The following is a 13,076-nucleotide window of genomic DNA, read 5'->3' as shown; positions in this document are numbered from 1 at the left end:
GATGATGCCAAATATTCTACGATGAATGAAAAGGGGCGAGTGATGTCGGCATTGAAAGGCAAGGTTGCCCTGATTACCGGGGCGGGGCAAGGCATTGGACAGGGAATCGCGCTCGCGCTGGCCAGCGAGGGTGTCGATCTGCTGCTGGCCGGACGCACATTGGACAAGGTGGAACAGACGGCGCGACTGGCGACGGAACGCGGCGTGCGCGCCATCCCGGTCGCCTGCAACGTCAAGGACGCCGGTGATCTCGCCCGGGCGGTCGATATTGCCGTGCGCGATCTGGGCGGTGTCGACATCCTCGTCAACAATGCGCAGGAAGTGCCGCTGGGCCTGATCGACGAGGTATCGGACGATGCTTTTACCGCAGGCTTCGAATCCGGCCCGCTTGCCGCCTTCCGCCTGATGAAACTGGTTCATCCCCATATGACGCAGCGCGGCGGCGGCACCATCTTCAACTTCGCCTCTTCCGCAGGCATTCGGTGGGACATGGCGACTTATGGCTGCTATGGCGCGATCAAGCAGGCGACCCGCGCGCTCACCCGCGCCGCCGCATCCGAATGGGGGCGGGAGAATATCCGCGTTCTCACCATCGCCCCGCACGCCGAATCGCCCGGCCTGAAATGGTGGATCGAGAATAATCCGGATGAGGCGGAAGCCTTTTTCCGCACCATTCCGCTGGGCCGCGTCGGCCGGCTGGAGGAGGATATCGGCCGCGCCATCGTCGCGCTGTGCGGGGCGGACCTTTTCTATCTGACCGGCGCGACCATCCCGCTCGATGGCGGACAGGCCAATTTCGGCTGAAGAAGGCAAGGAAAAATGGAAAAAATTGTCGCCGCCCTGTGGGCGCCCGAAGGAGAGAGTCACAAAGCCTATGGCGCGCGCATCCTCGCCAGCCTGCCGCAAGCATTGCGAGCGGCGGGCGCGCACCATGTCCGGCTCAACCTGCGCGATGATATGGTCGCGCCAGCTGAACAGCTCAACCAGCGTTGGCAGGCGCCGCAGCAAGCGGCAGTGGCGCAGTTCTGGATGCCTTCGAGCAACCGGCACTTCCGGGGAGAAGTGGATGCGGCGCTGGCTTCCCACAGCGCGCGCTTCGCCGCATGGCTGGTGTGCGAGTCGACCATCATCGCCCCAGAGGCCCGTTCCGCATCCGCCCAACCCGGCCGCAGTCCCGGCTGGAGCCAGGCCAGTTTCATCAGCTTCCGCCCCGACATGACACACGACGCGGCGATCAGCCACTGGCATTCCCACCATACCCGCATAGCCATCGAGACGCAGGCCAATTTCGAATATGTCCAGAACCTGATCGTCAAGCCGCTGACAGACTATGCCCCCACCTATGACGCATTCGTGGAAGAATGTTTCGCACTGGAGGCCATAACGGACCAAAGCGCCTTCTTCGATGCGGTAGGCGATACGGAGAAGCTAGCCGCCAATCTGGAGGCGATGATGGACAGCTGCGCGGGCTTTATCGACTTCGCACGCATCGACATCATTCCTACGTCGCAGTTCGATTTCCACCATCTCGATTGAAGGAGGATCACCGCTCCAAAATGCTGTCGCGGTGCTCGCGCTGGAAGCATGGTCCTCGATATGCATCGTTCGATTGCCCGTTCAAACGTGAACAATGCGCTTTAGCCAGGATATCTCGCCCGCTTCTCATTTTGCTTGTCTGATTACGAAGGTGCGCAAAGCCGCTTGCCAAGCACGGCTTCCGCTTGGAAGACGCTCCAGACCGCCAAGATATCCTAAAATGCACCGTCGGGACCATCCGAAGCGCATTTCGGCAGCCAAGACCCGGCGACCCCTCTGATCCTTCTTCGGGCTCAATTCAAATTGTCGGCATTGGCCGCGCACCACAAATAATTGATTCACTGCATAAATTGACCGGAGAAAATATTCGGGGCGATTCTCGCGCCAGGGTCAACGTGCGTCCGCATCATCATATTCTCGATATGTCGCCGCGCTTGACGCCGCTTCTCTCTACATAATCGACTATTCCTATATGTTGAATAATTGGAGGCCGAATACGGCCGAAAGATATGGGGACTAAGTCACCAATTGGGGAGAGGTATTGAAATGCGCGTTCATTCAGCATTGCTTTCGTCGTGCCTGATTTCCACGGCCATATGGGGCCAACATGCGTGGGCTCAACAAATGCCTGCCGATACTGCGGCAGCGACGCCTTCGGACATCATCGTCACGGCTCGCCGTCGAGAAGAATCGATTCAGGATGTGCCGATTTCGGTCTCGGCCTTGTCCGGCGATCAGCTCACCAAATCGGGGGTCACGGATGTTCAGGGGCTTCAATATCGCACGCCGTCGCTGTCGATCACGAGCGCGCAGAGCCAGCGCAACACCGTTGCCTTCTCGCTGCGCGGCCAGCGCACGCAGGAAACCCAGCTGTTCACCGATCCGCCCGTCGGCACCTATTTCGCTGAAGTCGTGCAGCCCCGTCCCTATGGTTTCGGCAAGGCCTTTTTCGACCTGGAATCGGTTCAGGTTCTCAAGGGCGTCCAGGGCACGCTGTTCGGCCGCAACATGACCGGCGGCGCCGTGCTGGTCGAGCCGGCCCACCCCAAGTTGGGAGAGTTCGCCGGCGAAGTGCGCGGCCAATATGGCAATTACAATATGTGGGATGTGTACGGCATGGTCAATGTGCCGCTGGGCGACAAGGTTGCGTTGCGCTTCGCCGGCAGAACCCATGAGCGCGATGGCTGGGCGCATGAAATCACCACGGGCCGCGACTATGACGACCAAAATTACGACACGTTCCGTATTTCCGCTCTGATCCAGCCATTTGACGGTTTCGAATCGCTTACCATGTATGACTGGTATAAATCGAAGGAGAGTGGAACGGCGGCGTTTCTGACGGCCACCAGCTTTCCGTCGGTATTGTCCAATTACGTCAATCTGCGGAATGCCGGATTGATCGACGCCAATATTCCCGCCCAGATCGCCGAAGCGCAGCAACTGTTTCGCAGCAAGCGCTTCACCTTCAACCTGGGGGCTGGCGAAGGCGGCAACCTCGATTTTTTTGGCGCTCCTTATGAAAACATCAAAAACTGGGGGATAACGAACAAGACGACCTGGGATCTGAGCGATAACCTCACACTGAAGAATATATTCGGCTATCGCAAGGTTCGGCGCGATCAGGTTCAGGATTATGACGGTATTCCGGCATTTCTGATCACGCCCTATCAATTTTCGCGTTCGCGCAACATCAGCGAAGAATTGCAGCTTCAGGGCAAGGCGATCGATAACAAGCTGGAATATATTATCGGCGCCTATTATTTCGAGGAAAAGGGTATCGACGGATCGCTTGCCAATACCTTGCCGGAGTTGAATATTATCGGTGCGGGCATGAATGCACGCACGACCAGCGCCGGTCTGTTCGTGACGGCCAATCCGGGCGAGGGCTATTCACGCACGGCCGCCGGCTTTGTCGCAGGCACGTTCCACATCACGGACCAGCTCAGCCTGTCGGGCGGCCTGCGCTACAATTATGACAAGCGCAAGATCACGGTGTCCCCGTCCCAGCCCAATCGCCCCAATGCCGACGGCACAGTGGGCCGCTGCTCGTTCGATATCGACGCTGCAACGGCGGGAATGCAGACGGTTCCACTCAGCCAATGCTCCTTCACCAACAGCAAGTCGTTCAAGGAATGGACCTATGACGCGACGGTCCAATATGAACCCAACCAGCATGTCACGGCCTATGCATCCTATCGTCACGGTTTTCGCGCCGGCGGTTTTTCGACGCGTGCCACCAGCTATGTGACGCTGGCGCCTTTCCTGCCGGAATTTGTCGACGAATATGAAATCGGCCTGAAAACGAACACGCCTCTGGGGGCAGGCCGGCTGACCACGAGCACCGCATTGTTCCGTCAGGACGGCAGCGATGTTCAGAAACAGCGTGCGACTTTCGTGAACGGAAACGTCTTCACCGTCATCGACAATACGGCAAAGCAGCGCAACACCGGTGGCGAATTCGAGGCGACATTCAGCGGCGACAACTTTTCGCTGACCGGCTTCTATTCCTACACGAAGGTCAAGATACTGGAAGGCGCAGCGACCTCCACCATCGGGCCGGAAATCGCCCAGCGCGGCGTTCCCAAGCATCAATTGGGCGCGACGGCGACCATTTCGCCGCCGGTCAGCGACAAGTTGGGCGAACTCAACTTCGTGCTGAACTATACCTGGCGCAGTAAAATATTTCTCGACGACTTCGAATTGGAAGGGATGCAGCCAGCTTATTCGTTGGTCAATCTGCGCGCCGAACTCAATAATATAGGCGGCTCGCGCGCCTCGGTGGCGGCGTTCGTCAACAACGCGCTCAACGAAACCTATCGGATCGGCGTCCTTGGCCTGATCGCCGAAGGCCTGGGTTTCCAGTCGAGCGTCTATGGCGAACCGCGCATGTATGGCGTGGAAGTCGGCTATAAATTCTGACAGCAGACCATCTGCCTGGGGAGGAGCCGGGGCGCCATAAGGCGCCCCGGCTCTTTGCTTGTCGTGAAGCCGAAAGTTTCAGTCGACCAGCCGCTTGACATGCCTGTCGCGATCGAGCGCCGGATCGAGATAACGGCCGACCTTGTAGTCGCCAGCGATCGTCGTCCGGCGGGCGCTGCGCGGGCAGTCGAGCGGCACGCCATTGGCAGAATGGATAATCCGCCAATTATCCCAGACCAGCATGTCGTTCCTCTGCCATTTGTGGAAATAGGCGAAGGCGGGATCGGTCAGATGCGCCGCCAGTTCCGTCAACAGGGAGTCGCTTTCACGCCCGTCCAGCCCCAGCACATAGCGCGCGTGCATGGGCGAGAGCTTCAGCACCTTTCGCCCCGTTTCGCGTTGCGTGATGACGAGTGGATGGACGACCGGCGGAAAATCATATTGGGCGCCCGCCCCCTTGCCCATGTCAAGCCGATGGATGTCCCGGGGAAAGCCGAACTGCCCCGAACAGAAATCGGGGTTGAATTCATAGACGACCTCCAGATCGGCGATGCGCGCCTTCATGGCATCGGGCAGGCGGTCATAGGCCTGGATCGCGTCGATGAAGCCGGTTTCCCCCATGGTACGCGCCGGCAGCGTCATCCGCAGCACCGCGCCGCGCACGATCGTCGGCATGAAAGCCTGATCCCAGTGCCATCCCAGCCATCCGGCACGATCGATCCCGTCGACCTTGTAGAAGGGGTTGGGCTTGGCCGTGGGATTTTCCGGGTCATAGGCCAGCGTCATCATGAATTTGTTGACCGGATCGTTGAGATCGGCGGTGGCGGCCGGCTCCATCTCGCCGAAGACGGTGCTGAGGCGCATCTGCGCTTCGTCATCCTGATCCTCGCCGCGCAAGAGCAGGATGCCATGCTCGATCCATGCGTCATGAATGAAGCGCGTCGTCGCCTCATCCAGCGGCTTGCCCAGATCGGCGCCGACAATTTCGGCGCCGAAGGGCGCATCGAGACGACGGGCTTCCAGAGTGGTTTTGGTCAACATGCGATAGGCTCCGGCTGAATGGTAAGGCGTTGCAGGTCATGGACTGCGCGATAGGCATCACGCACCGCTTCCCCGATTCTGGCAACCTGGACGGCGTCCCCGATCGAAAGCATCGGAATGTCGATGCCCGACAGCGCCTCCGCCAGCGCGGTGTCGGGCACCAGGCCGTGCGCGAGCAGGACGGCCGCGGCGGGATGTTCGATCATCCGGTCGCCCTGGACCAGCGTGACATGCTCGCCATCGATCGCGTGCAGCCGGCTATGGTCCATGATGCGGATGGCGGGGTTGCTGTGCAATCGCCGCAGCAGCGCTCCGCGATACAGCGCTTCGGCATTGCGCGCGAGGAATCGCTTGTCCGACCGCGTGACCAGCAGAATCTGGTGACCGGCCCTGGCGAGATATTCCGCAGTTTCGGCGCCGGTTTCGCCGCCGCCATAGATGACGATCGGCCGTTCGGCCGAGGATGCGGGCATGACGGCTTCGCCGATCAGCACTTCGAAGGCTGGGACGGTCGGCAGATTGCCCCAGCCCGCGAGGTCCAAGGGCGCCGGCCGCGATCCCCCCGCCAGGATGATGGCGTCGGGCCGCTCCGACAGGATCAGATCGCGCGTGACCAGCCTCCCCCTATGGACCCTGACCCTGCTCCTTTCGATCCGATTCACCAGGAAGCGATGATACCAGAACAGCTTTTCCTTGCCGGGCGGGACAGCGGACGTAATCAGATTGCCGCCAAGCTGCGTCCGCTTTTCGTAGAGCGAGACTACATAGCCGGCCTGGTCAAGCAGCAACGCGGCAGCCATGCCGCCCGGCCCCGATCCCACCACCATCGCGCGCAGGCCGCTCGCGAAGCGCTCGATCTCCGGTTCGCTTTCCTTGCCGCAGCGCGGATTTTCAGCGCAGGCGACCGACCGGCTCTGCGCCAGTTCGCGGATGCACCAGTTGCAGGAGGTGCAAGGGCGAATGTCATCCACCTGACCGCGCTGTGCCTTGATCGGCCACATCGGGTCGGCGAGCAGCGCCCGCCCCATGGACACGATGTCGGTGTCGCCGTCGATCACCGCCCGCTCGCATTTGTCCGGCCAGCGCATCACGCCCGCGCAGATGACGGGCCTGCCCGTTACCCGACGGATGCGCCGCGCATAGGGCAGGCGATCGCCCTCATCCACCGACATGGGTTCCAGGATGAGGTGCGCGCTTTCGAGAAAGCCCCAGCTAATGTCGATCGCATCGACCCCTGCCTCGCACAGCAGCGGCGCGATCCTTTCGCTGTCCTCGATGGTGAGGCCGCCTTCGACGCCGTCCATCACCGCGAGACGGTAGAGCAGCGGCTTGCCGCCGAGTTGGGCCTTGACCGCCTTGATCACCTCCAGCGGGAAGCGCAGCCGTCGTTCGAAATCCCCGCCCCATTCATCCTCGCGATGATTCATCAGCGGCGACATGAATTGTTGCAGCAGATAGCCATGGGCGCCGTGAAGCATCACTCCGTCATAATCGGCCAGCATGGCCAGTCGCGCGGCATTGGCATAGCTGGCGATGATTCGGCGAATCTCATGATCCTCCAGCGGCCGCGGCGTCGTGCTCATATAGACGCTGTTGAGCGGGATGGCGCTCGCCGATACCGGCGTCGTCCCGATCACGCTTTCCTTGGTCTGGCGCCCGGCATGGGACAGCTGGATGACCGCCCTTGCACCCGCTGCGTGGATCGCTGCCACCAGCCGGGCGTGGCCAGCCTTGTATCGTTCATGGTCGAGCCGCAATTGCGGGACATTGGAACTGAAACCGTCGGTTCCATCGACGCAGGTGAACTCGGTGATGATAAGTCCCGCGCCGCCCCTTGCCCGCTCCCGATAATAAGCGATGACCTCTGCGTTGATCGAACCGTCGGGACTGCCAAGATGGGTTTCCATCGGCGCCATCGCGATGCGGTTCTTGAGATGCATATTGCCGATCCGAAACGGATCGAACAGGCGCGGATAGGCCATATATTCTCTCGATTGGAATATTTTGCATCCTTATAGCATCGCTGGGACGCCGAATAATCCGCCTATCATTAAATTGACCATATCATATTGCTGAATAATCGATGGGATCAGGCGGCTATCGACTGCAATATCTCTTCGCCTTTCCCTTCATCATCATCGCCGAAGAGGCCCAGCATCCGGCTGGATTGCATGAGCGCGTTGGGATTGCCCTTCTCCATAGGATCAGATGACGCCCTGGCGCCGAGCGGCCTTTGCGACGGCCGTGAATTCGTCATAGACGGTGAGCGGCTCATGCCACACCGTCGCGTCGCAGATCTTACCGAACTGGCTTGCGATGTCCTCAGCCGTGGGTGGTGTCGGTCCGATCGGCGCAACCCAGCCATCGGCAGCGCAGATGCGCACCTTCGCATAACGGCCGCTGTTCGCGGCGAAGATGCCGTGGGTCGATGTGCATTGCTCGCTCACCAGATAGACGGCCAGCGGCGTGTTGAACGGCACCTCGATCCGATCGGCGCTGGCGGCATAGTCGGCCGATTGCACAGCTTGGGCGAAGGCGGGAATCTCCATGAAACCCGCGTCCATTTCCTGCGCCAGCCGCGACTGCGCGGTCGGCAACAGCAGGTTGGAGGTGATGCCATAGGCCGACCCTTCGATGGCGACGATATGGCTGAGGCCCATGAGGCCGCCCTTGGCCGCGGCATAGTTGGCCTGCCAGGCATGGCCGAACATGGCGGAGGCCGAGCCAGTGAAGAGGAAGCGGCCATAGCCATTCGCCCGCATCACTCGATAGGCGGGCTGGGCGACGTAGAAGGCGCCCTTGAGATGCACGTCGATGATGCTGTCAATCTGGTCGTCGGAAAGATCCTCGAACCGGTTGTTGCGTAGGAAGCCGGCATTGTTGATGCAGATATCGACCTTGCCGAAGGCGTCGAGCGCGGCCTGGACGATCGCCTCGCCCCCTGCGCGGGTGGAGACGCTGTCATAATTGGCCACCGCTTCGCTGCCCGCGTCGCGGATTTCCTCCACCACCAGGTCAGCGGCATTGTGCGACGCGCCCTGTCCTGAGCCGCTACCGCCCAGATCGTTGACCACAACCTTTGCGCCCCTACGCGCCAGTTCCAGCGCATAGTCCCTGCCAAGGCCGTTGCCCGCCCCGGTGATGATCGCGACGCGCCCGTCGAAACGAATTTTCGTCATGCTGCCTGCTCCTAATTGACGCTTTGCACCTGACCGCCATCCACACGGATATTGGCGCCCGTCATGAAGCCGGCCGCAGGGCTGGCGATCATGCCCACGATATGGGCGATTTCCTCGACCCGCCCGGCCCGGCCGACGGGAATAGGCGTCAGTTCCCTGGCGGCGCGCTTTTCAGCCTCCTCCAGCGATATCTCCCCCCAGCCCATGGCCGGACCGAGACGCGACAGCCAGGCCGCGACCGCAGGGGTCAGGACCATGCCGGGACTGACGCTGTTGGCGGTGACGCCGCAGGAGCCGAGCGATTTCGCGAGGCTTACAGTCATGTTGAGCATAGCCGCCTTGGCCGCACCATAGTCCGGCCCGAAGGCAAGAGGTTGCGCCCCCGCCGCACTGGCCACATTGATGATCCGCCCCCAGCCTTTCGTCTGCATCGCGGGCAACAGGCGGCGGATCATCCGGGCAGCAGCGATGGTGTTGAGCTGATATGTCGCCTCCCAGCCGGCCTCGTCCACTTGCGTCCAGTGCATCGCGGACGTGCCCGTCGCGCCGCCGGCATTGTTGACCAGAATGTCGATCTCGCCCGCTGCCGCCGCCACGGCGTCGGCCCCGGCGTCGGTCGACAGGTCGCCCGCGGCCACCTCCGCATTGCCGATCGCATCGGCCACGGCCTGGGCCTTGGCGCGGTCGCGGCCGTGCACGACGACCGCGCAACCCTCCACCGCCAACAGCCGCGCGATGCCCGCACCTATGCCGGAACTGCTGCCCGTCACCAGCGCCCGCTTGCCCTTCAGACCCAGATCCATTGCCCTAACCCTTCACGACCTGTTCGATCGCCAGCATCGTTGCATGGGCCGACACAAATTCGGCCACGTCGGCGGTGATCGCTTCCACGTCCCCCGGCGTGCGGAACAGCCCGTCGCGCAGCGCTGCCGCATCAGGGAAATGAAGATTAGCCATCCCGAACCAGGGTTCCGCACCCACAGCCGCGTCCGATAGCCTGTCCTGCACATAGCGTTCCATCCCCACATGGATCGCGCAGGCCAGCGGGATATGTTCGCTCCAGTGCCGTTCCGCCTCGGTGCGCGGCATGGTGTCGATCTTCCGTATGAAGGACAGTTGGGACAGGCCCGGCGTGGTGCCCGTCGGCGCGTAGCCCCCACCCTCCTTGCCGACGATTTCCTGCGAGGTGCGAACATCAATCTCCCAACACTCCGCCAATATCGGATCGGCGGCGGCGACATCGCCCAGCGGACCATCCGACCATGTTTCCAATATCGCATCGTAAAGGGGCGGCACCGGATCGCCCCCTGTCTCTATGGGTGCATTAATGCCCCGTTGCACGACCATCCGTGATGCCGACGACGCCCACGGACGATCAGCCAGCAGCGCGGGGAGGGATGATTTCTCCTGCTCCCCTCGCGCGCGCAGGAAAATGACTGTTTTCACCGGCAGCCTCCCATTAGCTTTCGGTCCCATGTCTAAGGCCGACGGAGAGGAAGGCGGAACCGGCGCGGCCCAACCATCACAGATGCGTTTCTTTGCCGCTGCAGGCCGGGGCGTTCCTGAGGGATTCAGGGCGTCAGGATGACCTTGCCCCCCTGCCCGCCTTGCTCAACCAGTCGCTGGGCCTCGGCCGCCTTCTCCAGCGGCAGGATATGCGCGACCGGCACGGCGATTGCGCCCGATGCGACCGCTTCGCCAAGGCGCGCCAAACCCGCGCCGTCGGGGGTAAAGGCGAAAAATTCGGGCGCTGCGGGCAGCCCTTCGGCCGGGATCGGGTTGGTCGCCGCCGTCACGATGCGGCCGCCCGGCTTGAGATGGCGACACAGGCGCGCGGCTGCTTCACCCCCGACCGTATCGATCGCATGATCGAACGCAGCGCCCCGCCAGTCATCGCCGCCCAGTTCGACCACATCATCGGCACCCAGCGCCAACATGGCGGCGCGATGGCTTGCGCGCACTGCTGCAACGACATGGGCGCCGCGTGCCCTGGCCGCATGGAGCGCGAAGCGGCCGACAGCCCCCAGCGCGCCGGTGATGAGGATATTCTGGCCTGGCTGCGCGTTCACCGCCTGCTCCACCAGTTGGAGGCCCGTCAGGCCCGCCGTGGGTATGGCAGCCGCGGTAGGGAAGTCCAATGCGTCCGGCATCGGCGCGAGAAAGGCTGCGGACACAGCCACATATTGGGCATAGCCGCCCTTGCGCAGCGGGTCGAGCACGCCGAAAACGCGCGTGCCGGAGGGAAAGCCTTCCCCTCCCACCACCTCGCCGGCGATGTCATAACCCAGCACATGCGGGAAGCTGACGGGCATGAAGGCGGCGAACATGCCCGCGCGCCATTTATGGTCGGCGGGATTGACGGCGGCGGCGGCAATACGGACCAGCGCCTCGCCCGGCTGCGGCATCGGCTTTGCGATGGCCGCGACCTCCAGCACCTCCGGCCCACCATGGCGATTGATGATGATGGCCTTCATTCTGCTCTCCCTTAGATGCAGTCCCATCCTATCCCGGCCGGCAGCGCAGCCAAATCGTAACGGAAAGGCATCACGGTCGTGATTGGGGGCGATCTCCGCCTCCCGCTATGATGGCGCCTCAGCAAAAAAGGAGCGTGGAATGGAGAGGTTGAAGGGCAAGGTCGCGGTCGTCACCGGCGCTGGCCGCAATATCGGGCGGGCGGAAGCGATGCTGCTGGCGGAGCAGGGCGCGAAGGTGGTGGTCAATGATCTGGGCGGCGGGCCTTATGGCACGGAAGCAGGCGATGCCTCACTTGCCGAGAGAATGGCGCAGGAGATACGCAACGCAGGCGGTGAGGCGGTCGGCCAATGTTCGACCGTCGCCACGCGGGAGGGGGGGCGGAGGCTTCCCTCAGGCTGAAGAACCGACCTCTTTGACCTCATCTGACAGCTTCTTTGTGATTCGATTGATGAAGAGATCGTCGAAATCGTTGCCACCCAGTCGATTATCGCCAGCAGACGCTCTCACCTCGATGATGTCGTCGAATATCTCGACTATGGAGACATTGAAGGTTCACCGCCCAGATCGAAAATCAAGAACGGCTCTTCGTTGCCCAGATTTCGGATGCCGTGAGCCAGAGCCGCGGCCGTCGGCTCATTGATGGGGCGACGAACCGGCAATCCGGCGAGTTTTCCGGCACATCGGGTAGCCTTATCTCTGCTTATCGCTAAAGTAGGCCGGCACCGTGATGATCGCGGCCTGTTACCTCTGTCTCGAGCAGGCGTCCAGCATCTTCGCGCAATGATCGCAGCACTAATGCGAAAAGCTCTTCCGGCTTAAAATCCTTCCCATCCAGCTGAACCGACCGTCCGGTTCCCATCAGTCGCTTGAAACTTGTCGCGGTAAGCTGAGGATGTGTGACCTGCCGGTCACGGGCAGCAGCACCGACCAGAAGCGCGCCATCATCTCCCAGACCGACGGCCGATGGCGTGAGAAGATCGCCGAGAGCCTTGTCCGCTAGCGGGATGATGCTGTTAACACCGCAATGACCGATTGTGGGTGCACAGCGGACAATTTGCCGGTGCTTGCGGGAGATTGATCATGCGCGCACGCGAGAATGGCCGCGCGAACCGCGCATCGTCCCCGCGACCGCGTCTATCGAGTAGGCGCCGCCGCCGCGCGCAACGAGCAACAGGAGAATGGCTGCCCAGCTGAGATGCGTCGGCCATGCGTCGGGATAGACGAAGACCTGGATGACGAGCGTCATGATCAGCAGTCCCAGCGCCGAGACGCGTGTCATCAGGCCGGCGACCAGCAGCGCCGGGAGCAGATGTTCCGACCATGTCGCGGCGGTCGCGGCGAGGTGGGGTGGGATGAGCGGCAGCGCATATTCGGTGCGGAACAATTCATAGGTGCTGTCGGTGATGTGAAGGATACCATCCACTTTGGTGCGGCCCGACATGAAGAACACCGCGGCAATGCCGAGCCGGGCGATCAGCAGCAGCAGCGCATCAGGAATCAGCATCGTGATCTGCCGCGCGAGGCGGTCATGGATTGCGAGAAGCGAGGTCATGGCAAACTCCGGCAAGGCGCGGCCGGGGGCCAGGGGCCGCCCGGCCGGCAATGGTCAGGCCTTGGGCGTCAACGAGCCATTGCCCTTGGGTGTCTTGATCTTGGTGCAGGTGCCGGCCTTGACCAGCTTCCAGGCATTGCCCTGATAGTCGACCTTGGAGGTGCCGGCGCAGCTGGTGCCGGCCCCCGCCTTGCAGTCGTTCATGCCGGCCAGGGAGACGCCGTAGCATTTTTCCATCGCCGGCTTGGTCTGGGCGGCCGCTGGAGCGGCGAGCGTGGCGGCGGTGGCGATGGCCAGGGTCGCAGCGAGCGTCGCATGAGTCGTACGCATAAGTCTTTCCTTCAAAAATCGGATGCCTCTGCGCGCGGCCCGGA

The 13,076-nt window shown here is 62.1% G+C and carries 15 protein-coding genes; 4 read left to right on the top strand and 11 right to left on the bottom strand.

Features of this window, described 5'->3' with window-relative positions; all coding sequences use genetic code 11:
- Positions 1–42: 42 nt before the first annotated feature.
- The 3 genes from AC58EF_RS15210 (at position 43) to AC58EF_RS15200 (ending at position 4,455) form a co-directional block, all read left to right on the top strand.
- Positions 43–804, top strand: coding sequence for an SDR family NAD(P)-dependent oxidoreductase (locus AC58EF_RS15210; RefSeq protein WP_497277208.1), 762 nt, complete (start codon positions 43–45; stop codon positions 802–804).
- A 15-nt stretch (positions 805–819) separates the two neighbouring features.
- Entirely contained in the window at positions 820–1,536 is a 717-nt protein-coding gene (locus AC58EF_RS15205; protein ID WP_497277207.1) for an EthD domain-containing protein, read from the top strand.
- A 624-nt stretch (positions 1,537–2,160) separates the two neighbouring features.
- Positions 2,161–4,455, top strand: a complete 2,295-nt coding sequence (locus AC58EF_RS15200) for a TonB-dependent receptor (protein WP_497277206.1) — start codon at positions 2,161–2,163, stop codon at positions 4,453–4,455.
- A gap of 78 nt (positions 4,456–4,533) precedes the next feature.
- On the opposite strand, the gene AC58EF_RS15195 is transcribed toward AC58EF_RS15200, so the two are convergent.
- The 6 genes from AC58EF_RS15195 to AC58EF_RS15170 form a co-directional block, all read right to left on the bottom strand.
- Entirely contained in the window at positions 4,534–5,496 is a 963-nt protein-coding gene (locus tag AC58EF_RS15195; protein WP_497277205.1) for a TauD/TfdA dioxygenase family protein, read from the bottom strand.
- Positions 5,490–7,478 carry an oxidoreductase gene (locus tag AC58EF_RS15190; RefSeq protein WP_497277204.1) on the bottom strand — a complete coding sequence of 663 codons (1,989 nt, stop codon included), beginning with the start codon at positions 7,476–7,478 and terminating at the stop codon, positions 5,490–5,492. Before AC58EF_RS15190 ends, AC58EF_RS15195 begins: the two co-directional genes overlap by 7 nt.
- Positions 7,479–7,700: 222 nt before the next feature.
- Positions 7,701–8,675: an SDR family NAD(P)-dependent oxidoreductase gene (locus tag AC58EF_RS15185; protein WP_497277203.1), complete on the bottom strand. Its 975-nt coding sequence runs from the start codon at positions 8,673–8,675 to the stop codon at positions 7,701–7,703.
- A gap of 11 nt (positions 8,676–8,686) precedes the next feature.
- Positions 8,687–9,478, bottom strand: coding sequence for an SDR family NAD(P)-dependent oxidoreductase (locus tag AC58EF_RS15180; protein ID WP_497277202.1), 792 nt, complete (start codon positions 9,476–9,478; stop codon positions 8,687–8,689).
- A gap of 4 nt (positions 9,479–9,482) precedes the next feature.
- Positions 9,483–10,121, bottom strand: a complete 639-nt coding sequence (locus AC58EF_RS15175; protein ID WP_497277201.1) for an EthD family reductase — start codon at positions 10,119–10,121, stop codon at positions 9,483–9,485.
- Positions 10,122–10,246: 125 nt separating this feature from the next.
- Positions 10,247–11,149, bottom strand: a complete 903-nt coding sequence (locus AC58EF_RS15170) for an NADP-dependent oxidoreductase (protein WP_497277200.1) — start codon at positions 11,147–11,149, stop codon at positions 10,247–10,249.
- Between the two features lie 139 nt (positions 11,150–11,288).
- On the opposite strand from AC58EF_RS15170, the gene AC58EF_RS15165 reads away from it, so the two are divergent.
- A complete protein-coding gene (locus AC58EF_RS15165; RefSeq protein ID WP_497277199.1) occupies positions 11,289–11,549 on the top strand; it encodes an SDR family NAD(P)-dependent oxidoreductase in 261 nt (86 codons plus the stop codon).
- On the opposite strand, the gene AC58EF_RS15160 is transcribed toward AC58EF_RS15165, so the two are convergent.
- From AC58EF_RS15160 to AC58EF_RS15140, 5 genes are all read right to left on the bottom strand, one after another.
- Positions 11,541–11,657, bottom strand: coding sequence for a hypothetical protein (locus AC58EF_RS15160; protein WP_497277198.1), 117 nt, complete (start codon positions 11,655–11,657; stop codon positions 11,541–11,543). The two genes, AC58EF_RS15165 and AC58EF_RS15160, sit on opposite strands and share 9 nt — an antisense overlap.
- Positions 11,658–11,683: 26 nt before the next feature.
- Positions 11,684–11,809, bottom strand: coding sequence for an Hsp70 family protein (locus tag AC58EF_RS15155; protein ID WP_497277197.1), 126 nt, complete (start codon positions 11,807–11,809; stop codon positions 11,684–11,686).
- 47 nt (positions 11,810–11,856) lie between these two features.
- Positions 11,857–12,081 carry a hypothetical protein gene (locus tag AC58EF_RS15150; RefSeq protein WP_497277280.1) on the bottom strand — a complete coding sequence of 75 codons (225 nt, stop codon included), beginning with the start codon at positions 12,079–12,081 and terminating at the stop codon, positions 11,857–11,859.
- A 147-nt stretch (positions 12,082–12,228) separates the two neighbouring features.
- Entirely contained in the window at positions 12,229–12,702 is a 474-nt protein-coding gene (locus AC58EF_RS15145) for a DoxX family protein (RefSeq protein WP_497277196.1), read from the bottom strand.
- A 54-nt stretch (positions 12,703–12,756) separates the two neighbouring features.
- A complete protein-coding gene (locus AC58EF_RS15140) occupies positions 12,757–13,032 on the bottom strand; it encodes a BufA1 family periplasmic bufferin-type metallophore (protein ID WP_497277195.1) in 276 nt (91 codons plus the stop codon).
- Positions 13,033–13,076: the final 44 nt, after the last annotated feature.

The organism is Sphingobium sp. WR1 (assembly GCF_059693745.1).
The sequence above is the reverse complement of the archived record's forward strand: the minus strand, read 5'-3'. Positions and strand labels throughout refer to the sequence as shown.